17 protein-coding genes are annotated in these 24,296 nt (G+C 44.9%); 2 read left to right on the top strand and 15 right to left on the bottom strand.

The genetic code is table 11. From position 1 onward, the window contains the following. Positions 1–2: 2 nt before the first annotated feature. The 3 genes from menH to AYR53_RS04545 form a co-directional block, all read right to left on the bottom strand. Positions 3–812 (bottom strand): 2-succinyl-6-hydroxy-2,4-cyclohexadiene-1-carboxylate synthase, encoded by an 810-nt coding sequence (gene menH / locus AYR53_RS04555; protein ID WP_068278977.1) that lies wholly within the window; start codon positions 810–812, stop codon positions 3–5. After that, positions 809–2,542, bottom strand: a complete 1,734-nt coding sequence (menD, locus tag AYR53_RS04550; RefSeq protein ID WP_068477243.1) for a 2-succinyl-5-enolpyruvyl-6-hydroxy-3-cyclohexene-1-carboxylic-acid synthase — start codon at positions 2,540–2,542, stop codon at positions 809–811. Before menD ends, menH begins: the two co-directional genes overlap by 4 nt. A gap of 446 nt (positions 2,543–2,988) precedes the next feature. After that, on the bottom strand, positions 2,989–4,308 hold the full coding sequence (locus AYR53_RS04545; protein ID WP_068278980.1) for an isochorismate synthase: 1,320 nt from the start codon (positions 4,306–4,308) through the stop codon (positions 2,989–2,991). A 229-nt stretch (positions 4,309–4,537) separates the two neighbouring features. Here AYR53_RS04545 and AYR53_RS04540 point away from each other — a divergent pair, with 229 nt between their 5' ends. After that, positions 4,538–5,728: an NAD(P)/FAD-dependent oxidoreductase gene (locus AYR53_RS04540; RefSeq protein ID WP_068278983.1), complete on the top strand. Its 1,191-nt coding sequence runs from the start codon at positions 4,538–4,540 to the stop codon at positions 5,726–5,728. Between the two features lie 418 nt (positions 5,729–6,146). Here AYR53_RS04540 and AYR53_RS04535 read toward each other — a convergent pair whose 3' ends face one another. The 5 genes from AYR53_RS04535 to AYR53_RS04515 form a co-directional block, all read right to left on the bottom strand. After that, a complete protein-coding gene (locus AYR53_RS04535) occupies positions 6,147–6,881 on the bottom strand; it encodes an ABC transporter ATP-binding protein (RefSeq protein ID WP_068281241.1) in 735 nt (244 codons plus the stop codon). Positions 6,882–6,891: 10 nt separating this feature from the next. Next, entirely contained in the window at positions 6,892–7,701 is an 810-nt protein-coding gene (locus tag AYR53_RS04530; RefSeq protein ID WP_416361151.1) for an ABC transporter permease subunit, read from the bottom strand. A gap of 403 nt (positions 7,702–8,104) precedes the next feature. Continuing rightward, positions 8,105–9,079, bottom strand: a complete 975-nt coding sequence (locus AYR53_RS04525) for an aliphatic sulfonate ABC transporter substrate-binding protein (protein ID WP_068278988.1) — start codon at positions 9,077–9,079, stop codon at positions 8,105–8,107. Between the two features lie 8 nt (positions 9,080–9,087). Beyond that, entirely contained in the window at positions 9,088–10,620 is a 1,533-nt protein-coding gene (locus AYR53_RS04520; protein ID WP_068278991.1) for an AMP-binding protein, read from the bottom strand. Beyond that, complete coding sequence (locus tag AYR53_RS04515; RefSeq protein WP_068278994.1) at positions 10,541–11,770, bottom strand: acyltransferase; 1,230 nt, start codon at positions 11,768–11,770, stop codon at positions 10,541–10,543. The genes AYR53_RS04520 and AYR53_RS04515 overlap by 80 nt, the downstream gene beginning before the upstream one ends. Before the next feature lie 332 nt (positions 11,771–12,102). On the opposite strand from AYR53_RS04515, the gene AYR53_RS04510 reads away from it, so the two are divergent. Then, a complete protein-coding gene (locus tag AYR53_RS04510) occupies positions 12,103–12,909 on the top strand; it encodes an alpha/beta hydrolase (RefSeq protein ID WP_068278998.1) in 807 nt (268 codons plus the stop codon). Between the two features lie 266 nt (positions 12,910–13,175). Here the strand turns inward: AYR53_RS04510 and AYR53_RS04505 are convergent, their stop codons facing one another. From AYR53_RS04505 to AYR53_RS04475, 7 genes are all read right to left on the bottom strand, one after another. Further along, positions 13,176–13,376: a heavy-metal-associated domain-containing protein gene (locus AYR53_RS04505; protein WP_068279000.1), complete on the bottom strand. Its 201-nt coding sequence runs from the start codon at positions 13,374–13,376 to the stop codon at positions 13,176–13,178. A gap of 576 nt (positions 13,377–13,952) precedes the next feature. Further along, positions 13,953–16,409, bottom strand: a complete 2,457-nt coding sequence (locus AYR53_RS04500; protein WP_068279002.1) for a heavy metal translocating P-type ATPase — start codon at positions 16,407–16,409, stop codon at positions 13,953–13,955. A gap of 368 nt (positions 16,410–16,777) precedes the next feature. Further along, positions 16,778–17,296, bottom strand: coding sequence for a GNAT family N-acetyltransferase (locus AYR53_RS04495; protein ID WP_068279006.1), 519 nt, complete (start codon positions 17,294–17,296; stop codon positions 16,778–16,780). A gap of 275 nt (positions 17,297–17,571) precedes the next feature. Then, on the bottom strand, positions 17,572–18,261 hold the full coding sequence (gene narI / locus AYR53_RS04490) for a respiratory nitrate reductase subunit gamma (protein ID WP_068281242.1): 690 nt from the start codon (positions 18,259–18,261) through the stop codon (positions 17,572–17,574). Then, complete coding sequence (narJ, locus tag AYR53_RS04485) at positions 18,261–18,839, bottom strand: nitrate reductase molybdenum cofactor assembly chaperone (protein WP_068279009.1); 579 nt, start codon at positions 18,837–18,839, stop codon at positions 18,261–18,263. Before narJ ends, narI begins: the two co-directional genes overlap by 1 nt. Next, positions 18,832–20,391 (bottom strand): nitrate reductase subunit beta, encoded by a 1,560-nt coding sequence (gene narH / locus AYR53_RS04480; RefSeq protein WP_068279012.1) that lies wholly within the window; start codon positions 20,389–20,391, stop codon positions 18,832–18,834. Before narH ends, narJ begins: the two co-directional genes overlap by 8 nt. Then, positions 20,381–24,049, bottom strand: coding sequence for a nitrate reductase subunit alpha (locus AYR53_RS04475; protein WP_068279021.1), 3,669 nt, complete (start codon positions 24,047–24,049; stop codon positions 20,381–20,383). The genes narH and AYR53_RS04475 overlap by 11 nt, the downstream gene beginning before the upstream one ends. Between the last annotated feature and the right edge of the window lie 247 nt (positions 24,050–24,296).

Here is a 24,296-nt window from a genome sequence, read left to right as displayed (position 1 = left end):
AGTTAACTACCCTCCCTCTGCACAAATTGGTTAACGGTGGCCAAATAAGCAGCTGATTGCTCCAAATGGACGTTGTGCCCAGCATTGGAAATGACCGTTCGACTGGCGTTAGGCAACCTAGCCAGCATTTTTTCTGTTGTTGCCTGAAATTTCGCGTCGGCCGCCCCAACAATTAAATGAACGGGTAACTCAAAATTCGCCAACGCCGGCCAATAATTCGGTTGGCTACCAGTTCCCATTTGCTGCAGGCTTAGGGCTAACCCTGCCGGATTTTGTTGCAGGCGTTGCTGCCGAATAAATTGTTGCGTCGCCGCTGGTAGTTTGCGTTGGCTGGCAAATAGTGGCAAGGCCGTCCACTCCGTTACGAATTGCGCGAGACCATTTTTTTGGAGTCTTTCCACCAAAATTTGATCGTGCTGGCGCCGCTTTTGTCGTTCAGTTTCCGTCGCCAAGCCCGGCGAACTGCTTTCAAGGATTAGGCAGTGGACTAATTCGGGGTGGCTGAGTGCAAAGGCCAGTGCTAAACGACCGCCCATGGAGTAACCTAATAAATTCACCTGTTTAACTTGCCGTTTTGCCAGCAAACTTGCCAGGTCAGCAACCTGCCGTTCAATTTGGTACCGCTCAGCTGCGGCATGACTGGTGGTTGCGCCGTGGCCTAACAAATCGGGCATGAGAACTGTGCCCGCCAATTTTGGCGCAATTTTTGCAAAGTCGGTGTGACTCCCCATAAAGCCATGTAAAAGCAGCCAAACCGGCGCACCACTGCCCTGTTGCGCCACAAAATAATTAAGTCCATTCAACATTGTCATTGCTTGCCACCCATTTCTGCGAGTGCTCCTTTAGCTAGGCCTACCAATGCCTGATGCTGCGCCACATTGGCCTCGCGCTCCGTTCGTACTTCAATAATTTGCAACCCAACTTGCGGCCGCTGCAGTAAGGTCGTTAATTGCTCGGCCTGGGTCACTAATTGGTAAGCGCCGTGGTAAAGCTTGGCCACTTGTTCAAGTTCTAAGTCCTGGGGCGTTCCAAACAAAGTTTCGAAGTAATCGGCCGCATTAGCCTGGGGTAAAAACGAAAAAATTCCACCACCATTATTATTAATCACAATGACGGTCAATTGTAATGGATAGCGCCGGGTTAACATCAGCCCGTTCATATCGTGAAAAAAGGCCAAATCCCCGGTTAACAAATAATGTGGCATCGCCGTTTGACTGGCCACCCCTAAGGCAGTTGAAGTAACACCGTCAATGCCGTTTGCTCCGCGATTGCAATAAAGTTGCCCACTTGCCTTCGTTGGCCAATAAAAACTATCCAAATCACGAATTGGCATTGAATTGCTGCTAAATAACTGGGCGGTTGCTGGTAACGCAGTAGCTAGAAGTGCAGCAACTTGCGGTTCATCTAATTGGTCTTGCTTACGCCGCCAAGTTGCCTGTAAGATTCGCTTAATTTGTTGGTTAACTCCTTGCCAAGCCGTTGCAAATGATTTCGGCCCAGCAATAACGTGGCCCGTGAGTTGTTCAAAAAATGGTCTTGGTGTCACTGCCAATTGAACCGTCGCCGTTTTGGTGTAATCCGCTAGCCGTTGCGTTTCATCTAAATAATAGATTGGCACAGTAACCTGCTTCAACCAATCCGCCAAACTAGCCGCAACAAAGGTGCCACCACAGCGTAAAATTAAATCAGGTTGTAATGAAGTCGCCAGTTTGGGCTGTGCTTTTAACAACAAATCATAGCTTTCAACAATTGTTGCTTCAGTTTCAAATCCCCGCAACCCACTCAATGGATCGGCCAAAATTGGCCAGTGAACGCTAGCGGCAAAATCAACCAAGGCTTGACGGGCATCGGTATTTTCCATTGGTCCCGCCAAAATAAGCCCGCGTTGTTGGGCCCACTTTTGTTTCAATGTTACTAAGGCTGCCGGTGCTAAGGTGCGCTGGCTTTCCTTTGGCTGCAAAACTGGTATTGCGTTTAAATTTTCCGGCATCATATCTGGTAGTAACGGCTTGCGCAACGGCAAATTAAGTTGCACTGGCCCGGCCGGCGCCTGCATTGCCGTCAGCACAGCTCGCTGGGCCACAAAAGTTAAGTAGCGCAACGCATCCTCTTGGGCAGTTGGCAGCGGTAATTGAACAAAATCACGCACTTGCTGCCCGTAAAAATGATCCTGATCCAGTGCTTGTGGTGCGCCCACGTTGGTTAATTCAGGCGGCCGATCAGTCGTCAGTACAATTAAGGGAACGGCCGCCAAATTGGCCTCGCAAACAGCTGGGTAAAAATTGGCCGCCGCCGTTCCTGATGTGCACACCAACAAAACTGGCTTGTGGCTAGACTTGGCAATTCCTAACGCAAAAAAGCCGGCCGAGCGCTCATCAACGTCCACATAAAGTTTCAACTGCCATTTTGGCGCCCACTTTGCTAATAACAAAGCTACCGGCGTTGACCGGGAGCCAGGCGCAATCACGGCGGCCGTGACCCCCTGGCTAACCAGCGCCTGTAATAATTTGGTGACGTAAGTTGTTAAAATTTCGTTTGCCATTATTTTTCTCCTATATGTATAAAATGCAGAAAGTACAATTACTTTTGGGGTGGATTCTACGATTAAATTAAATTTATCTTAGCTTTGTTTGAAAAATACAGCTATTTAGTACTTGCCTGACTGATTTCGTGGAAACGTGTTTGAAAAAGCAGATTCCTGCGGTTGCCATGTTTCAACTTGGCGTATTTCGCCTTAGTTGAATGGACAACGTATGAAGCATCAAGATTATTAGCGTACTTGGCTAATAATCCTCAATTGCGGAATAGTAGCTACAGCAGTCACTTCGGCCGTTGCACAGATAATTCGTCTGTTTAGGCCATGATTGTATAGTGCCTTTACTTGGCCTTCCCTGACTCATTTCTTGGAAACGTGTTTGAAAAAGCAGATTCCTGCGGTTAGCTACAGCAGTCACTTCGGCCGTTGCACGGCCAAAGCGCCTACTTAGGCTAATCCTCAGAATCTAACCGCTTTTTCAAACACTCTCTAATTGGTTCAAATTTCAGGGCTGTTTCTTTAAATTCATTTTCGGCTTGCGAGGCCGCCACGATTCCTGCGCCGGCAAATAGTGTTGCTTGCTGGCCTTGGAGTAATACTGAACGAATGCCCACCGCAAACTCGCCTAACTCGTTTAACCCCAGGTAGCCAATTGGCGCGCCAAATAGTCCCCGGGCTTCTGGCTCAACGTGGGCAATTTGCGCTAAGGCGGCCCTTCGCGGCACACCACCTAAGGCCGGCGTTGGGTGCAGTGCCGCTAGTACCGTCAATGGTGTTACTTTGTCCAAACCACGTGCCGTAATTGGCGTAAATAAATGTTGGACGTTAGGATTGCGCAATAATTGCGGCTGTGCCGGATGACTGACCTGCAGGCCTAGTTGTTCGAGGTTTTGGCTAATTGTTGCCACCACAAAAGCTTGCTCCCCACGATTCTTCGGGTCAGCCAACAACGCCTGGCCTAACTGCTCGTCCTCAGCTGCGTTTTTCCCCCGGCGGACAGTTCCCGCTACGGCCGCAGTCGCAAACTGGTTTGGTTCGAATTTCAGCAAACGTTCGGGCGTGGCGCTCACAAACGCTTGCCCCTGAGCTTGGAGACAAATGTGGTAAGTTGCCGGTTGCCTTTGGCGTAATTGTTGCCACAAGCCAGCCGCCTGAATGGATTGTGCCATTTCAATCACTAACGGTCGGGCTAAAACGACCTTGTCCAAGTCAGATCGCTGAATACGAGCAACCGTGTCCCGCACGCCTTGCTGCCATTGCTCCGCGTATAACGCCGTTTCATTAAGTACCTGATTTTCGGCCGTTACTAAGGGTTCAATTGTTTGTAAACGGTGCAAAAAATCTTCAGCCAATTTGGCCAAATCCTCAGCCAGTGGCGCGGTCACAGTTAACCACCACTTTTTATCGCGCTTAGTTATTAAAAAACGGGGCAAGAAAAAATAGCCGTGCCTAAAAATGCCCCAGCGCGATTGTTGTTTGGCTGTTGCCGCAAAGGGTAACCCACCTAACAACTGCGGACCCAGACCCCGGTCGTAACCGGTTATGTCCGTTTGAAATTGTTGCTTTAATTTTGTTGTCCAATCCTGAAGTCGGCCAACCTCATTACCAAATGCAATTGGCCACCAAGTTTGGCAACTTGAAAAACCAAATAAACAAAAATCTTGTTCAGGTGTTTCGTAAGCAAAGTAAGGATCACTTTGCTGGCCTAGAGCAATTAACTGGGCCAATTGGGGCGATTCATTTAAGGCAATCACCCTTGTTTGCAAACTCACTATCTACGCTTCCTCTCATTTATTTTCATCTTTTTATAGTTTACAGCATATTAATCTAAAACGCGTAATATCTAGGATTTCCAATAAAAAATTAAATAAATCCGCTAATATTTAAGTTGAAACACTAGTTCAGTAATTCGCTTTCTTTTAACCCTTTAATGTTTGTGGTAGCCTAAAGGGGTAAAGCGTTTTCACTTATTATTCAAAATTATTTTTGGAGGTGGCCTATATGACTGAAATTTTAATTTTAGGAGCAGGTATTGCGGGTATTCGTGCTGCTAAGGTTCTTGCTAAACAAAATTTAGACGCAACAATTACTGTTGTCAATCAAAACGATTATCATTACGAAACAACATCCCTCGCTGGTGTTGCTGCCGGCACAGCAAAGGTGGAGCAAATTATGCTGCCTTTACCAGCTTCTCTTCCCAAGGGTGTCCAATTCATTAAAGCAACAGTGACCAAGATCAATCGTGAAGCTCACACTGTTGAGTTAGAAGATCATGCTGATCTACATTTTGACTACTTAATCGTGGCCCTCGGTATTAAATCCGAGGATTACGGCATTAAAGGTGCTAAGGAATTCGGGATGCCAATCGTCAGTGTTGATACTGCTGTGGCACTTAAAGACCATATTGAAAAAACAATGGCCAATTACAATACTAGCAAAGACCCTAACGATCTTCACGTTGTTGTTTGTGGTGCTTGGTGGTCAGCATTTGAATTTCTTGGCGAATTAGCCGAGCATTTACCTGTACTTGCAAAAAAATACAACCTACCACTTGATCAAATGAAAATTGATTGTATTGAAGCTAAAGATAAAATTTTGCCCATGTACAGTGATAAGTTAACCGGCTACATTAAAGCAACCTTGAAGAAAAAAGGCGCCAACTTACACCTTGGAATGTCAATTGATGAAGTTAAGGCCGACCGTGTGATTAGCGGCGATAAAGTCTTCATGGCTAATACAATTGTATTAACCACTGGTTTGAGCGGCAGCCAAGTTATCAGTGATTCTGGTTTTGAAAACCGTCGTAACCGGATGGTCGTTCAAAGCGATGTTAGCATCAAGGAAGATAAGAATATCTTCATGGTCGGAGATGTCGCAACCGTTATGCAACCTGGTAAATCATGGCCTTTTGCCAACACTGGCCAGCTAGCCATGGAAATGGGTACTGCGGCGGCCAAAAACATTGCTGCTGATTTAACTGGTAATCAACGCTTAGACTTCGAATTTAAAGATCTTGGCAGTGTCCTTGGCCTTGGCAAACGAACCGGAGCAGCGGCAGTCTTTGGCAACATTGAATTACGCGGCTACCCAGCTTCAGTGATGAAGGTTCTTATTTACGATCGTTCATTACTTGAAGAAGGCACAGTTTCAACAGTAATGAAACACGGACGCTTTAACTTCTTGCGAATTTAGAAGAGTGTTTGAAAAAGCGCTTAGATTATGGAGTATAGCCTACTGCTCCGCGATAGAGGAGGAATATTAGCAAAGAACGCTAATATTCTTTGATGCTACGGACGTTGACCATTCTTGTGGCGAAAGGCCAAGGAGCACAGTTATAAAGTCCACAACTGTGTTTCCTCGACTCAGTTCATCTCGGTCACCGCAAGAAACATGGCAGCCGGTCGAAAAGAGACGCGCAGCGGATCGTTCGACCGGCGTAGCTATACGCAATAATCTGCTTTTTCAAACACGTTTAAACCAAACTAGCTAAAGGCGCCATCAAAAACAAAACTACCTAATCTTATATATAGTAAATCTCCAAACATCAAAAGGAGCAGCTAATCATCAATTAGTTGCTCCTTTTGTGTGAGTTTCAGTTTTAATTTTTTATCTAAGCTTCTTTTTCCTGATGCTCGTCCAAAATCACTTGGGTTATCTGCTGAGCGGCCTGATCAACTTCAACCAGATTTTTTCTTGGATAAGTGAGATCAATCGCCGTCTGCCAAGCAATTTTTTGATCTTTAATGACCAGTACTTTGGTGGCCATTCTGACTGCTTCGGTGACATCGTGGGTAACTAAAACAATTGTCACTTGCCGTTTCTGCCAAATTTTTAGAATTAATTTCTGCATTTTCTGGCGGGTTAGTGCATCTAGGGCCCCCAGTGGCTCGTCTAAAAGAAGTAGTTCTGGATCGGCCATTAATGCACGGGCTAAGGCCACTCGTTGCTTTTGACCACCAGAAAGGCTTTGTGGGTAGGCCGCCGAAAAATCAGCCAGCTCAACCAAATCCAATAATTCAGTGGCTTTGGCAATTTGTTCAGGTTGTTTATCACCTAGCGTAACGTTCTTTAAAACGTTGAACCACGGCAGCAAACGATCCTCCTGAAACATCACGCGGCACTTCGTATTAAGGCCAGTTACGGCAACGTCGTTTTGCAAAATTTCACCACTAGTTGGCGCTTCTAGGCCTGCCAACAAGCGCAGCAAGGTACTTTTACCCCCACCACTCATCCCGACCAGAGCAACAAAATCACCGGCCGCAATGGTGAAATCAATGTTATTCAAGACGAGGCGCTCATTGTAAACTTTTTGAATGTGGCGCACTTCAATTAAATTTTTTTGCAACATTAACTCACTATCCCTTCTGTTGCCAATCAAGTAAGATATTTTCCAACCATTTGGCCATCAAATCGGACAATTTGCCAAGTAGCGCGTAAATCGCTATACAGAGCAAAATTGTTTTCATATCGAGAAAATCCTGCGCGTTCGTTGACATGTAGCCAATCCCCGAACTTGAAGCAATTGTTTCGGCAACAATCAACGTCGTCCACATCACACCCAGCGCATACCGTACCCCGTTTAAGATGCTCGGTAGTGCCCCGGGGAAAATAATTCGGGTAAACAGCTTCGTTTTCGATAAACCATAAGAACGGCCCATCTCTAGCAGTGATTTATCGCCAGTGGTTAATCCTTGGTAAGTATTGATGTAGATTGGAAATAGCACACCAATTGCGACCAACGAAATTTTAGCTGTCTCACCAATGCCAAACCAGATAATAATTAACGGAATTAACGATAAATGGGGAATATTCCGCAACATTTGAATTGAAGAATCCAAAAGTGCCCGGGCAGTTTTCGATAAAGCTGTGAGTAACGCCAAACCAAAACCAAGGCTACCGCCAATCAGAAATCCAATACTGGCCCGGTACAGGCTAATACTTAAGTTAGTCTGCAAGTCACCTGTTTGCCAAAGTTTCACACCTTGCTTCAAAACATCCACCGGTGAAGGCAGAATCGTTGCCGGTAAAACGTTTAACATGCTGGCAACCTGCCAACCGATAATTAGTAGGCCTGGCACTAACCACGGTAATAATTTTCGACCGGTGAAGTGTACTTTTTTAACTGGTGCGTGTTCCGTTGCTGTTAATGTTTGCATACTCATCATCTCCTTGCTTTTGGGGGTTATTTGACGCTAGGGCCTGGGAATACTTTTAGTAGTATCTTCTTGGTTAGTGCTCGGGGCCTGGGCGCCTTTCCGAACACTCCTTCTTTTCTGGAACGTGCGCTAAAAGGCAGCCCCCTGTGCTTAGCTACGCTCACCAAATGATCCGCTGCGCGAATCATTCGGCAAGCTAGGCTGCGATTCGGACTTTGGTTCATCCTAGTCCGATCGACATCGCCAGTAATGCTCGGAGCCTGAGCGCCTTTTATCGCACTCCTCTTTTCTAGAACGTGCGTTAAAAGGCATATTCCTGCGGTTAGCTACGATCGCCAAACAATTTATTTCATAAATTATTCGTCAATCTAGGCTAATCCTCAGAATATGAACGCCTTTTATCGCACTCCCTCTATTCTTTACTCAGCACTATCTTTTTAACTTCAACCTTCTTACTAATCAGACCCTCCTGGTAGAACAAATCGGCGATATCTTGTTGTTCTTTAATGATTTGATTATTGATTGCCTGGATACCGTAGTTCCGGCGTTCTACCATCTTTTTAATTGCCGATTTTGGTAGGGATAATGATTTACTCATTTCGTTAATTAACTCAGTGTGATGTCCGTTTGCCCACTTCATGCTCTTTTGCATCTCTTTTAAGAGCAATTTAGAAACATTGCGGTGGCCGGTGGCAAATGCCTGAGTGCCCAAAATGAAGTCGCGGTCAGTTGTCAATCCTTTGGCGTTGGTCAATAGCGTTGCGTTTTGTTGAACTTGCGCGGCGGCCGTGTATGGATCCCAGATAGCCCACGCATCAACCTTTCCTTTCGAAAAAGCAATATTTGCCGCGGCTGGATCGAGGTCCACCCAATCAATATCACTTGCTTTTAAGCCGGCCTTTTTCAAAGCTTTCAGGAGTAAATAATGTGAGCTTGAGCCTTTGGAATACGCAACTTTTTTGCCCTTAAGTTGGGCTAAACTAGTAATTGATGAACCTTTTGGCACCAAGATTCCACTACCGGCGGCCTTAGAATAGGCGGCGCCAATGTAGACCAGTTTGGTTCCCGAGGCCTGGGCCGTTACTGGCGGCGTATCCCCAGTTCGGCCATAATCCAACTCGCCGGCGGACAAAGCCTGAAGTAAGGCACTACCACTCTGAAATTGTTTCCAAACAATTTTGTAGCCTTTCTTCTTCATGTCCGTGGCCAAATCGCCCTGGGTTCGGGCAATATCAAAAATATCACCCTTTTGATAACCAACGCGAATCGTTGTCAGATTGCTTGACGCTGACTGATTGGCCTGGGTTTTAGAGTAACCAAAAATCGCGACAACGGCCCAGATCAGGATAAAAGCTAGAAATAAAATTAGTTTTTTTCGTTTGCGCATTTACTCACCTAGACCTTCAATAAACTTTGCTTTAGTTGCCGCCGTTTGACCTTACCAGTTGGGCCTAAAGGTAGCTGAGCCAAAAATATAATTTCACTGGGACATTTAAAACGGGATAATTGTTCCTTAGTGTAGGCAATGATTCGTTGGGCCAGTTCTGCCGGTTCGATTCCTACCGGCTGGCTTAAAACAACTGCAGCGACTACTTTCTCACCGTAAATTGCGTCGGGTAACCCGATGACAGCCGCCTGATCGATTTGCGGTAACTGAAGCAGAACTGATTCAACTTCATTGGGGTTAATCTTGTCCCCACTGCGATTGATCATCTCTTTCTTCCGACCAACCAAGAATAAGTAGCCATCTTGATCCAAGTAGCCCAGGTCACCCGTTTTAAACCAACCATTTTCAAAATCAGTGTCGTGCTGGCGGTCAACGTAATGGTGAATGACATGCTTGCCCTTCAAAAGAACTTCGCCAACGCCAAGTGGTGCAACCGCAGTGCCGTTTGAATCGGTAATTCGAACTTGCGTTTCCGTTGCTTTACCGACCGAACCAAGTTTGGTGTGGCGCAGTGGGTTGACGGTAATTTGACTGGCGGCTTCCGTCATGCCGTAGCCTTGGATAACCGGCACTTGAAAAGCAGTTTGAAATTCACTTTGTAAATCGGCCGCTAGTGGCGCTGAAGCTGAACGAATGAAACGTAAATGTGGTAACGCTAAAATTGGTGTCTGTTGGCGTTTAAGTAAAATAGCGATAACTGCTGGTGCCGCCGATACCCAAGTAATGCCTTCTTGTGCCAACAACGGCCAGAAATGTGAGGCGCTGAATTTGCGCACCATCACAATTGTTCCTCCAGAAATCAGCGTCGCCAAAAGGGAAATAACTTGGGCATTAATGTGGAATAACGGCAAAACTAACAAGGTCCGATCGGCCATTGTCAATTCTTGTGATTTAGCAACATCTTCAGCCGCCGCAAGTAATTGTTCGTGATTTAAGACAACGGCTTTAGGAGCGCCGGTTGTCCCAGAGGTGTAAAGTAGCACGCCTAACGTCTGGGTTTGTTTTTGGCGGTACTGTTTTAATTTTTCACCGTGAACAAAATCTTGTTGTTTAACTAAGTAACCTGTTAGCGCCGGTGCCGTTAACAGTGAGTAACTGTTTTCCTGAAATTCGAGGCCTTCACTTTGCAGCTCGGCCAACATAGCAACGTGCTGTGGGCTGAAAAATGCGGCCGCGTAATGTTCTTTTGCCAAAACTGTCGTCAATTCTTGGCGGGGCATTGCCGGATCAATCGTGTAGCTGATCGCGCCTAAATCTAGTAGCGCCAGTAGGACTGTGACGTAGCCAACGGAATTTGGTAGGCTAACCAGCACCAGATCGCCAGCGACAATTCCTTGTTCCCGCAAACGAGCGACTAACTGATCACGGTCAGCGGCGATTTGACGGCCAGTGAACCATTCGTTAGTGACGACCTCCTTGATTAATTTCTGGTTGTAATGGTTCTTTAAGGTTTGATTGATTTGTTCGGTAAGTTGTGACATGATTTCGTGCCCCTTTCTTAATTGATGGCCGGCCGATGAGGTGACAAAGGACTGGCGTGCGGTAAAAACAGTAAGCAATAACAAAGGCTGTGGCAAAAACACCGATGCTGGTGATTGGAAGGGCAATAATTAACCACCCCGGCTGTTTGGCAAGATTTGGCAGCAGAGCTTCGGCCAACCATAGAGCTAAGGTTTGGCTTAAATAAATGCCAAAACTCAATTTAGCACCTAGGCTAATAAAGCGAACTTGCCAAGCATTTGGTGTTCGGGCGCGGAAGTTTGCGTAACGCCGGCCAAGTAATAACACGGCCATAATTACAATAAAGGCATAAACCATCATCAGTGGTTGGTGAACTGATTTGGCGGCACTGGCGCTTAGCCCAAGAATCCGTGTGTTGTATAAATAATAAATTGGACTAAGCAGCACCGCGCCAATCAAGGTTCGCCAAATCAGGCGCGCGTGCTGATCAATTAATTGGCCGATCTTGTCATAATGAATGGCTAGGAGCCCACCAGCTAGAAAGTAAATCTGGTAAGTTAAAACAAAACTGCCGTAATTACGTAATAAAAACGGCCAGCGACTAGTGTCAACGTGGGGCAGCCCGTACTTAATGCCCACCAACATGATTAGCTGAAATACCACACCACCAATAAGAATTTTCAAATGTTGCGTTGAAAAGCGGCGTAAAAACCAGCGTAGTAGTGGAAATACCAAGTACAGCTGGAAAGTGACTAACACGTAATACATAAAGCTCACATTACCGTGAATCAAAGCATCCCAGTACGCTGAACCAAATTCGGCCAGACTGTGAATCTGCTCTTGCCTGATGAAATGACTCTTGACGAGCTGGCTAACGTATAAGGCATTCCAAAATAAATACGGAATTCCAACTGCAATATAACGTTTTAGCCAAAATTTAACGGGCTGCAACGGCCGATTGTAGTGTGTAATGAATAAAACCATCCCGGTCATAAACATGAAGCCCATTCGGGTAAAATGAAGGCTTGCGTGAACAGCATTGGTAATGTCGGCCGCCGAACCACTTAATTGCAGAACATACAATGAAAAGGTATGAACCGTTAATACCCCGAAAATAAAAAAGACGCGCATAAAATCAACTTCGTAAAGATACCGCCGCTTAGTTGCCATTACCCCACCTCCTCAGTGTTAGTGTCTATTTTGTGCCGTGCACAAAATCCTATTTTCGGATGATGTCCATTCTCCTAACGCGAAGTTCGCGTACTCGAAACATGGCACCTCCTCAGTGTTAATATCTATTTTTAATCTTCATCTATTTAAAACCTGTGCTAAAGGACTTTTCACGCCTAGCTACACTCTTTAAGATTCGTCTTAAATTAATCTGTTTTAGTTGCAAATTTTTTTCAAACTGATAATCTAGCGTAAACGTGTTTGGAAAAGCGGATCTTAGCATTTTTGCAAACACCTACTACAATGAAATAAGTTTCAAGGAAGGTCTAATCATGCGCCATTTACGTTGGTTTCTTCTATTAGTCATACTTCTTTTGCTGCCGGCCACTACTAGCCACGCAGCAGTGAAATCCAGCTACGCAACGCCGACCCTGTTTGTTCATGGCTACCACGGCGGCCTGAATTCATTAGGGCCGTTAATTGATCGAGCCGAGTTAGAACGAAAAGGCCAGCGTGTTTTAATTGCTGAAATAACACCGCAAAGAATCCAATTCATCGGTCGCTGGTCAAAATCCGTTAAGCACCCAATCATTCAAGTTATTTTCCAAAACAATCAGGCAAATTGGAATCTGGATGCCCAGTGGCTAAATCGTTTGTTAACCATTTTGAAGGAAAAATATCATCTAAAAAATTACAATGCCGTTGGTCACTCACGTGGCAGCCTTGCCTTGGTTATCGCCAACGAACACCAACCCGCTTTGAAACTAAAACGCTTGGTTGTCATTGCGGGCTCCTTTGACGGTGCTCTTTGGCGGGATGATCACGTTAATGAAAATCATTTTCTAGCAAGTGGCCGCCCGGCAATTATTCACCCTGAATATCAGGAAATATTGAACCATCGAACCCAATTTCCGAAACAAACGCGCGTACTTGCAATTGCTGGTAATCGCTTGGATGGTACCAATTCCGATGGTGTCGTTTCATTAGTTTCCGCCCTTTCATTACGTTATGCTTTGAGCAAACAAGTTAAGGAATACCGCCAGAAAATTTTCTACGGTAAAAATACCGAACATAGTCAGTTACCTCGTTTCAATCAGTCCGTTCAACAAACGACGATTGATTTCATTTGGCCTAGCTGATAGTGATAACACTAAAGTTAAATTACGAAGAGTTTATGAACATTAATCTAATATTGAATGAGTGCTCAGTGAAGATTGTTGATTTAGCAAGTTTTGAACAGATAGTAATTAAGAAAACGATAAGAAAAGTTTGTTATTTAATTAACATTCAGAAAAATTGCGTATAAAAAAGAAGCCAGAGCAAAAAATTAATTTTGCCCTAGCTTCTTTTTTGACTAGAAATATTTTTAATTTAAACCGTCTGCTTCAGATTTCACACTTCTTATTTAGGCTTCAACAACCCGGTAACTGGTTTCCTTCAGACTAGCCGCTAAAGCTGCCGAATCAACATTACCTTCAACCGTTGCTTGTTTCTTAGCTAAATCAACTTGCACAGATTTGACGCCAGCAACATTTTTAAAAGCCTCCGTAACAGCTTTTACACACCCATCACACTTCATACCTTCAATTTTAACAACTTGGGTCATAATTTATCATCCTTTCGAGAGTGCCTAAAAAGGCGATTAGATTCCTGTGCTTGGCCTAGATCACCGAATTATCTGTGAAACAGATAATTTGGTGATCGTAGCCACTATTCCGCGATTGAGAATTATTAGCTAAGTACGCTAATAATTTTGATGCTTCATACGTTGTCCATTCAACTAAGGCGAAAATCGCCAAGTTGAAACATGGCAGGCGCGGGAATCTGCCTTTTTAGGCACGTTTAAGCAAATTCAGCTACAGAATAATTCCAAATAAAATTTCTATGAGTACTGTCATACAAGTCAAAACGTGTTCCATAAGGCAACTTCTTCCGCTTGGCTACGATCACCAAACGATCCGCTATGCGAATCATTCGGTGATCTAGAGAGTGTTTGAAAAATACTTTTATTAGTATTTTCTCGACTAATCTGGTGTAAACGTGTTTGAAAAAGCAGGTTCCTGCGCTTAGTTACGATCGCCAAATAATCCACTACGTGAATTATTCGTCAATCTAGACTAATGCTCAGAACCTGGGCGCTTTTTCAAACACTCCCTAGGCCAATGCTCAGAAGCTGACCGCCTTATACCACACTCCGTCTTTCTTCCAATCTTGGTGCTTTAAATCGTTTCAACCGCAATGCATTCAATAACACAGAAACGGAACTAAAACTCATTGCCGCTCCGGCAATCATTGGGTTAAGCAGTGGTCCGCCGAAGAGGTACAACAGGCCCATGGCAATTGGTACGCCAATCAAATTGTAGGCAAAGGCCCAAAATAGATTTTCTTTAATGTTGCGTACGGTTCGCTGGGATAAATTTAGTGCAGTCACAACGGTTGCCAAATCGCTGTTTAAAAGCACGACGTCGGCGGAATCAACTGCGACATCGGTGCCGCTACCCATGGCAAAACCAACTTCAGCCTGAGCCAACGCGGGGGCGTCATTAATGCCGTCACCGACCATGCCAACCTTTTTGCCCTGCTGCTGTAATTTGGCAACTACCTGGGCCTTATCTGCTGGTAAAACCTGGCTAATGACTTGGCTCACCCCAACTTGCTTAGCGACTGCTTGAGCTGTTTGTTCATTGTCCCCGGTCAACATCACAACTTGGCGGCCATGTTTCCGTAAAGCGGCAATTGCGGCGGCACTAGTGGCCTTAACTGGGTCAGCTACTGCTAAAATTGCAACCAACTGATTGTCCTTGGCCAAATAAAGCGGTGTTTGGCCGGCCGCGGTAAACTGTGCAACTGAAGTCGCCACCTCAAGCTGTTGTTTGGCCAACCAAGCCTGATTGCCCAAATAAACGTCCGTGCCAGCGATTTGGCCTTGGATCCCGTAACCAGGTACTGCTTTAAATGCCGTAACTGGATTTAACGTCAATTGATCAGCGGCCCTTAAAACTGCTTTACCCAAAGGATGTTCCGAATATTGTTCCAAGCTGGCAGCCAATTGCAAGGCAGTTTCCCGGGAATAGCCATTAAAGGTTTGGATTGCCGTTACAGCCGGCCGCCCCTTAGTAATTGTGCCTGTTTTGTCTAAAACGAGTGTATCCAATCCGGCCATAGCCTCTAAAGCGGCGCCATCTTTGATCAAAATACCGTTTTCCGCACCCTTGCCAGTGCCGACCATAATGGCAGTTGGCGTTGCTAAACCTAACGCACAAGGGCAAGCAATTACAAGGACCGCGACGAAAATAGTCAGGCTAAAGGCCAGTGAGTGCCCGGTAAAAAACCAGCCAGCAGCAGCCAACGTTGCTAAAGCCATAATAACGGGCACAAAAATTCCGGAAATAACGTCGGCCAATTTAGCGATGGGCGCCTTACTTTCTTGCGCGGTTTCAACCAACTTAACAATTTGCGCTAAGACAGTTTCTGCACCAACTTTAGTCGCCTTGTAGGTCAATTCACCAGTTTGATTTAAACTAGCACCAATAACCTGATCACCAGGTTGTTTGCTAACGGGTTGACTTTCGCCAGTCAACATTGACTCATCGACACTACTTTGTCCGCTTAAAATTTTACCGTCCACTGGAATACTGGCGCCGGGCTTAACAATCAAGGTGTCACCAGTTTTAACGTCACTGGCGTTAACGGTTACCTGTTGTCCCTGTTGTAAAATTACGGCCGTTTTTGGCGCCAAATTTAGTAACGCCGTTAGCGAATGCGCCGTTTTTGTTTTGGCGCGAGTTTCAAAGTATTTGCCTAAAGTAATCAAGGTTAAAACGGTGGCCACAGCCTCATAATAAAATTCTGCCGGGTGTTGAATCACGATCAATTGAATCGTTTGGACAAAACTATAAATAAAAGCGGCACTAGTTCCAACTGCAACCAAGGTATCCATGTTCGGGTGCCGTTTAAACCAGGTACTAAAACCGATGCGGTAATAATCGCGGTTCAGCCACATAACTGGCACCGTCAAAACCAATTCCACTAAGGCGCTGGCAAGTGGCTGCTGCAACCACCGTGGTAGTGGCGCACCTAACATGCCACCCATTGCTAAATACAGCAACGGAATTGTCAGACACGCCGAAGCAACAAATCGCCGCCACATCTGCTGCAATTGCTCTTGCTTACGCTGCCTTTGATCAGCCTCAACCTTGGCACGATCTTCTTCCTGATCAATTAGCTTGGCCTGATACCCTGCCGCTGCAACAGCCTGTTCAATCCCACCAGTTGGCAGTTGCTGCGTATCGACATTGATGTGCAATTTTTCAGTTGCCAAATTAACACTAGCCTTTAAAACGCCAGCCGTTGCGGCAGCAGCCTGCTCGACAGCAGCAACGCAACTGGCACAAACCATGCCTTCGATATTGTAAGTTTGCGCGGCCGCCTGTAAACGAGCCTCGTAGCCTGCTTCCTTGACGGCCTGTTCCACCGCCGTAACGTCAACACTCTTTGGTTCAAAAGCAACCTTCATTTTCTCGGTTGCCAAATTTACAATTGCCTGTTTGACCCCAGGAACTGCCTGCGTTGCGTCGGTTACTGCCTGAACACAGCTTGCACAAACCATTCCCTCAATTGAAAAGTGCCCCTCAGTCATTCTGGGCGCCCCCTTTATATTAACCACCTGCGTGATTTATTAGTTTACGTCTGTAAACATTTACTAATGTAAACTTATCACGTTTACCCCAAACTGTGAACCCCCTAATTCAATTTATGGGGAATTCCCTAACTAGAGAGTGTTTGAAAAAGCGTCTAGATTATGGAGTATAGCCTAGCTAGGCGAAAAGAGACGCGCAGCGGATCGTTCGACTAGCGTAGCTATACGCAATAATCTGCTTTTTCAAACACGTTTAAACTAAGAGTGCCCAAAAAGGCATCTACAAAAGCAACCACCGGCTTCCCCCACAATCCATAAAAAAAGAGCCAGTTTCGGCCAAGTTAATCAGACCGACACCAACTCAATTCCTACAAATTCAATTCATACAGTAAAAAATCAGTCACACCAGTATCTTCATAAAAAAGCTTAAAGGTCCCAACACAGGTGAACCCGCAAGCTGAATACAACTTTTGCGCTGGTAAATTAGTCCCAATCGCATCCAAATGAATGGTTTGTTTATGCTGTTGCCGGGCATAATCCACTGCGAATTTGACCATTTGCTGGGCGATACCGTGACCCTGTTGTTGTGGTGCCACACCTAAAGTGTGAATCAACAATACCTCAGAGTCGGCAACATCCAGCGACCAATTTGCCTGCTCATAGCCAGCATTAGCGGCACTATTAAGCACCATCGCGCTAACAATCACATCATCTTGCCAATCAACAAACAATTCTTGCCGCCGCAGGGCATCGCTAAGATAAGTAGCGCTAGGGTAGATGCCCTTCTTCCAATCTGTGGGAAATTTGGCGTTTTGCATGCCATCAATAAGATTTTCGTAAAACGTAATAACTTGCTGAAGCTCACTTGGTTGGACCAATTTAATCATACTGACAACTTCCTTTTTATCATTGATACGCTTTACTTTATACGAATAATTACGCAAGTCAAACTGAATTTTGTGCGGTGCAGTGATTCTGTTTTGCGAAAAGGACCAACCGACCTTAAATATCGACTAAATATGTTTTCTTGATCACGAAAAAAAGAGCAGATTCCTGCGGTTAGCTACAGAAGTCGATTTGCCTGCTTCGCAGTCAAACTCGCCTTCTTAGGCTAATCCTCAGAATCTTTCGCTCTTTTTTTCGCTTCTTTTTTTCGCTTCTTTTAGATTTGTGGTTTTTTTCGGTAAACGATGAAACGGCGGAAAATATACTGCCATGGCAACGCTAAAGCGTGGACTAGGCGTGTATACGGGAAGGCGCCGAAAATCATGAGACCGAAGACAACGTGGCATTTATAGAGCAATGGCACGTTCAACATTAATCGAAAATCGGGGTGGAACATGAATAATTGACGTACCCAAATTGCTAATGAAGTCCGGTAATTAAACGACGGATTCATTGGACCGGCAATAAATGAGGACGACATCCCCAACGTGATTTCAATCGTCAAAGCAGTGATGATCACAAGGTCACCAATTGAGCTGGCGTGAAAAACCCGGTGATTATGGTAGCGGCGGAAACACAGAACGTAAACGCCCACGGTTGCCATAATACCAAAGACGCCACCAGCGCCCAACGCAAACATATGGTACATTTCATTGCTAATCCCTAACGCATCGGTCCAAGCCTTAGGAATGAAAATCCCAGCAATGTGGCCAAAGAACACACCAATAATCCCAACGTGAAATAAAATACTACCAATCATTAAAGTCTTTTTTTCTAAAATTTCGCTAGACTTTGCCGTAACCGTTGGGTGGAAAAAGGCAAACCGAATAATGGTACCGAAGAAAAACGAGCCTAGCATGAGGTACGGGTAAAAAGTCCATAAAAGGAACTGAAACGGGTGCGCCATCATGAGCGAGCCACCTCCTGTTGCGGAACAATGCATGATTTAAATTCCTGACGCAAAAGTCGAACCAACTCAAGGTAATCCTCGTCGGCGTACTCAACTTCATTTTGGATAATGTTATAAGTGCCATCCTCAATAACCTGGAAAACTAGGCCAATATCCTGCTGGCGTTCATCCTGATCCCACTCACCGTAGGATAAAAACTCCAGCATCAATGGAAAGTAATCGGCCAATTCATCGCCATCAACGGACACCCCAAACATCTCGTACAACATTTTAAGCTTAGCCAGTAACTGGCCGCGCTCACGGGAATCCTGGTAACGATAATAACTCAGATAAAGCGTAAACCGTTTATTTAGCTCAAATAAATTCGAGTATTCTTTTTGCAGATTAAATAACGACTTCGACTGCATTTTTTCAATCCATTTAACAAAAGCCACCTTGTTTTCAGTTTCGGGATAATCCCGCTGAAAATCACTCAAAAATGTCGGTAACATGACTTCATCATCCGGGTAATCTAGCAAATGTGAAAAATAAACAAAACCCGGCCGTAATTCGTCAACTCGTTGAATATTAATCACGCCAGATCCCCCCATAGAATGTTTCTGAGTAAATTTCGGCAGTCGATTTTCCTGCTTCCGCCTTCTTGAACATACTGCTATGTTGTGGTGCTAAGGAACAGCCTTGGCATTCGTCGTAGCCTAATTCGCCTTGTTCTGCGTAGCCATCTTCCACTTGTTCCTTGTGGTTTTGCGGAATAACGAAGCGATCTTCGTATTTCGCAATGGCCAATAAGCGGTAAAGTGACGTTGCTGTCCGCTCGTTCAAATTAACGCGGCCTAACTTGCTGACGTCAAAGTCCTTACCACTTGTCCGCGCCCGCATATACAAACGCATCATTGCTAATTTGTACAACGCAGCCTTGATAACTTCCTTATTACCGCCGGACAATAAGCTAGCTAAATAATCAACGGGAATCCGCATTTCGTCAATTCCTGGGAAAATCATTTCAGGATCATTGATCGAATCGCGGCCTTCAAAGTAATTCATAATTGGTGACAACGGTGGAATGTACCAAACCATTGGCATTGTGCGGTATTCAGGGTGTAACGGGAAGGCAATCTTTTCTTTGACGGCCATCCGGTAAATCGGTGAATTTTGCGCAGCCTTGATCATTTCATCGTTAACACCGTCTTTGCGTGCCTGTTTGATGACTTCAGGATCATTTGGATCTAAGAATAAACTTAATTGTGATTCGTATAATTTAGTGTCATCAGGTTCTTCAGCGGCTTCAGCCACCCGATCAGCGTCATATAAAATAGCACCAATGTAGCGAATTCGGCCGACACAAGTTTCGGCACAAACAGTTGGCATGCCTTCTTCAATCCGCGGATAACAGAAGGTACATTTTTCGGCCTTATTTGTCCGCCAGTTAAAGTAAACCTTCTTGTAAGGACAGCCAGTCATACAGAAACGCCAACCACGACAGCGTTCCTGGTCAACTAAAACAATCCCATCTTCATCACGTTTATACATGGCACCTGAAGGGCAAGAAGCCACACAAGGTGCGTTTAAACAATGCTCACATAAACGTGGGAGGTACATCATAAAGGCCTGCTCAAAATTAGCCTTAATGTCAGTTTCAATTTTTTGCATGTTAGGATCTTGATCAAACGTATTGGTTGATCCAGCTAAATCATCATCCCAGTTAGGACCGCCTTTAAGGTCCATGTAGTCACCGGTAATTTGTGATTTTGCCCGGGCAACGGGCTGATGTTTCTTTTCTGGACCAAAAAGTGTTTGGTAATCGTAGGTCCAAGGTTCATAGTAGTCATCTAATTCAGGCATATCTGGTTGGTAAAAGATCTTACCTAAAGCAATCTTGTTAAGCTTATTCCCTGCTTTTAGCTGTAATTTGCCTTTGCTATTTAATTCCCAGCCACCATGATAATGGCTTTCATCTTCCCAGCGTTTGGGATAACCAACGCCAGGTTTAGTTTCAACGTTATTAAACCACATGTACTCTGCCCCAGGACGGTTTGTCCAAGTATTTTTACATGTAACGGAACAAGTATGACAACCGATACACTTATCCAGGTTCAGAACCATGCCGATTTGCGCTTTAATCTTCATTCCATTTCACCTTCTTAAGCTTTCTTACTTTGACGTATAAATCACGCTGGTTCCCAATTGGTCCGTAGTAGTTAAAGCCGTAACTTAACTGCGCGTAGCCACCAACCATTTGCGTTGGCTTAATGTGAATTTGCGTTGGTGCATTATGACTACCACCACGGTTACCAGTAATTGTCGATAATGGTTCCTGAATTTCCATATCCTGTGCGTGGTACATGTACATGGAACCTTCAGGCATCCGGTGACTGACAACGGCCCGGGCGGTAACAACACCATTTCGGTTGTACAACTCTAGCCAATCATTATCTTTAATCCCCGTCTTGTCTGCATCCACCGTACTAATCCAAACGTTAGGCCCACCACGGAACAGGGTCAGCATTTCCAGATTATCGTAGTAGGTGGTATGAATATTCCACTTACCATGCGGTGTCATGTAACGCAGCGTCAACTCATTATCATCGGGCTCAATTTTAGTATCCTTTGGACCCATAACCATTGGCGGCAAAGTTGGCTTGTAAGCGGCCAATTCTTCACCATATTCTTGGAAAACTTCGTGGTCTAGGTAAAATTGTTGCCGACCAGTTAGCGTTCTAAACGGAACTAACCGCTCAATATTAACGGTAAATGGTGAATAACGATCGCCATCGTGCTTTGAACTACTGAAGACTGGCGTCGGAATGGCCTCTCGGGGTTGAATCGTAATGTCCTTAAAGGTCATTTCATCTTCCGCCCGGCCAGCACTGATATCAGTTAACTTCATGCCAGTCTTTTCTTCAGCACTCTTCCAAGCTTTCATGGCAACGTGACCATTAGAGGCACTGGAAAGTACCAAAACTGCCTCAGCAACTTTTTTATCTTGATCCAATTTTGGACAACCAGCGTTTAAGCCTTCATCAAAAACGGAATTCCGATCGCACAATTCTTTGTATTGATCCTCAACATTGTAGGAATAACCAAGGCCGCCTTCGTTGCCGTTAGCATTCGGGCCTAAGGCAACGTATTTGTCGTAAACTTGGCTGTAATCACGTTTGATTAAGGATAGACTTGGCATCGTTTGCCCAGGAATTGCCTCAATCTCGCCTTTCTTCCAATCTTTGATTTCACCAAATGGTTGGGCAATCTCGGCCTTGGAATCATGGCCTAGCGGTTGCGTCTTCAAATCATAAACTGGATCAGGCATGTATTTTTTCGCCATTTCAGAGAATTTCTTCGCTAAATCAGCAAACGTCTGCCAATCACTCTTTGATTCCCAAAGTGGATTAACTGCGGCATTGAATGGGTGAATAAATGGGTGCATATCAGTTGATGACAAATCTTCTTTTTCATACCAAGTTGCTGCTGGCAGAACAACGTCGGAATAAAGTGGCGTCGTAACCATCCGGAAATCCATTGAAACTAACAAATCAAGCTTGCCTTCAATTGTTTTATCGTTCCACTTCATTTCGGTTGGTTTAAAGTTATCGTTTGATTTAGCTAACAAGCCATTTTCGGCACCAAGTAAATGTTTCATGAAATACTCTTGGCCCTTACCGGAAGAAGCAAACAAGTTGGACCGCCAAACGAACATTCCTTTGGGCTGGTTTTCGTTAGCATCTGGATCTTCAGCTGCAAAGTTCAAACTGCCTTGTTTTAATTCGCTAACCACTTTTTTACTAATTTCACCAATATCAGTTGTGCCGTAATCCTTCGCAAAATCAAGTGAGTTACGATCAAATTGCGGGTAGCCAGGTAACCAGCCTAAACGAATCGCCAACTGGTTATAATCAGCTGGGTGATCGTAGCCGTGTTTAGTGTGTTTAACTGGTGATTTCAGCGCGCGATTATCTAATTCATCGTACTTCCACTGATCACTAGCAAAGTAGAAGAAAGACGTCCCATTTTGCTGGCGCGCGCCACCTTTTTGCCAGTCATTAGCAAAGGCAATCGTACTCCAACCTTCCTGAGGTCGTAATTTTTCCTGACCAACATAATGGGCCCAGCCGCCGCCAGAGACACCTTCACAGCCGCAAAGCATTAGCATATTAATGATTGCTCGGTAAGTCATATCGCTGTTAAACCAGTGATTAATGCCGGCGCCCATAATAACCATTGTTTTACCGCCAGTATCTAAGGCATTTTGCGCAAATTCACGGGCGATTTGAATCACTAGACTAGCTTTAACACCAGTAACCTTTTCTTGCCAAGCTGGTGTATACAAACTGTCAGCGTCATCGTAACCCTTGGCCGCCAAATCATCGTCGGCCTGGCGTTTAACGCCGTACTGACTCATCATCAAATCAAAAACCGTTGTTACTAATTTACTACTGCCATCTTTTAATTGAACCGAACGAACTGGTAAGTGACGGTTTAAAACGGTGTTACCGCTTTGATTGAAGACTGGAAAATCAACCACGACGTTGGCGCCTTCTGTTCCTGCACTTAATACAGGTTCAACTGGATTGCCAGCAGCGTCTTTCAACGTCAGATTCCACTTACGGTTATCTTCCCAGCGTTGTCCAATTGTGCCGTTTGGTACGACTGGCTGATTGGTATTCTTGTCCCAAACAACGGTCTTCCAATCGCCATTGACAATTGGCTGATCGCTTAAATCACTAATGCGGACAAAACGGCCAGACGTATAGTGACTGGCATCGGCCGCACTAGGATCAAGAAAGACGAGGAATGGTAGATCTGTATATTGTTTAACGTAATTAGTAAATTGCGGTTCATCGCGCTTATTATAGTAGTCATTTAAAATAACGTGGGTCATACCTTGCGCTAACGCAGCGTCAGTTCCAGGATGTGGTGCTAACCAGTTATCCGCAAACTTAACGTTTTCAGCGTAATCTGGGCTGACGGAAACAATTTTAGCACCGTGGTAACGAGCCTCGGTCATGAAATGAGCATCTGGTGTCCGCGTTAACGGTACATTTGAGCCCCACATCACGATGTACTGACTGTTATACCAATCACTAGATTCAGGGACATCAGTTTGTTCGCCCCAAACCTGTGGTGATGCCGGCGGCAAATCAGCGTACCAATCATAAAAGCTCAACATTTCGCTACCTAATAAGGAAAGGAAACGTGCACCGGACGCGTAGCTAATCATTGACATTGCAGGAATTGGTGAAAAACCAGCAATTCGGTCTGGACCATATTTCTTCAACGTATAAATCAACATTGCCGAAATTAATTCCAAGGCTTCATCCCAGTGAACTCGAACCAAACCACCATGACCACGGGCACTCTTGTAGTACTTAGTTTTTTCAGGATCTTCAACAATGCTTGTCCAAGCGGCTACTGGATCGCCGGTCTCAGAATTAGCCTTGTCCCAAAGCTCCCATAATTTACCCCGAACGTACGGATATTTAATCCGAACTGGACTGTATTCATACCAAGAAAAGCTGGCGCCACGAGGACAACCACGTGGTTCAAACTCTGGCATATTCGGACCACACGACGGGTAATCCGTCGATTGGTGCTCCCAAGTAATGATGCCTTGCTTAACGTAAACGTTCCAACTACACGAGCCAGTACAGTTAACCCCGTGTGTTGTTCGCACAACTTTGTCATGGGACCAACGCTGCTTGTAGAGTTTCTCCCAACGGCGGTTGTTTTCTTCTAGTTGCGTAAAATTACCGTTAAATTTTTCGACCCGCTTGAAAAAACGAGATTTCACAATCCCTCACGTCCTTTCCAAATCTTAGTTTTTAATTATGTAGACATGTTTTTAGTTCGAAAAAGGACTGCTTTTCCGATAAAATTCATTCGTAAAAGTAAGACTTTTCCCTAATGTTCACAATATCATGTGTGATGCTATACTTCGATTAGGGAATTGCCCGATCTTTCGCAAAAACAGGGAATTTTAGTCCTTTTTTGTGCTAATTTTAGTTGGAATGTAAGAGATTTCATTTTATTGATGGAGC

The organism is Loigolactobacillus backii (genome assembly GCF_001663675.1).
Classification (GTDB): domain Bacteria; phylum Bacillota; class Bacilli; order Lactobacillales; family Lactobacillaceae; genus Loigolactobacillus; species Loigolactobacillus backii.
This window is presented reverse-complemented; position numbering and strand designations above follow the sequence as displayed.

Coding starts and splice junctions, on each gene's coding strand:
- AYR53_RS04520 (WP_068278991.1), bottom strand. CDS start 10,620: ATGTCACAACTTACCGAACAAATCAATCAAACCTTAAAGAACCATTAC.
- AYR53_RS04525 (WP_068278988.1), bottom strand. CDS start 9,079: ATGCGCAAACGAAAAAAACTAATTTTATTTCTAGCTTTTATCCTGATC.
- AYR53_RS04500 (WP_068279002.1), bottom strand. CDS start 16,409: ATGACTGAGGGGCACTTTTCAATTGAGGGAATGGTTTGTGCAAGCTGT.
- menD (WP_068477243.1), bottom strand. CDS start 2,542: ATGGCAAACGAAATTTTAACAACTTACGTCACCAAATTATTACAGGCG.
- AYR53_RS04515 (WP_068278994.1), bottom strand. CDS start 11,770: ATGGCAACTAAGCGGCGGTATCTTTACGAAGTTGATTTTATGCGCGTC.
- AYR53_RS04530 (WP_416361151.1), bottom strand. CDS start 7,701: ATGATGAGTATGCAAACATTAACAGCAACGGAACACGCACCAGTTAAA.
- AYR53_RS04495 (WP_068279006.1), bottom strand. CDS start 17,296: ATGATTAAATTGGTCCAACCAAGTGAGCTTCAGCAAGTTATTACGTTT.
- narH (WP_068279012.1), bottom strand. CDS start 20,391: ATGAAGATTAAAGCGCAAATCGGCATGGTTCTGAACCTGGATAAGTGT.
- AYR53_RS04510 (WP_068278998.1), top strand. CDS start 12,103: ATGCGCCATTTACGTTGGTTTCTTCTATTAGTCATACTTCTTTTGCTG.
- AYR53_RS04540 (WP_068278983.1), top strand. CDS start 4,538: ATGACTGAAATTTTAATTTTAGGAGCAGGTATTGCGGGTATTCGTGCT.
- menH (WP_068278977.1), bottom strand. CDS start 812: ATGACAATGTTGAATGGACTTAATTATTTTGTGGCGCAACAGGGCAGT.
- AYR53_RS04505 (WP_068279000.1), bottom strand. CDS start 13,376: ATGACCCAAGTTGTTAAAATTGAAGGTATGAAGTGTGATGGGTGTGTA.
- narI (WP_068281242.1), bottom strand. CDS start 18,261: ATGGCGCACCCGTTTCAGTTCCTTTTATGGACTTTTTACCCGTACCTC.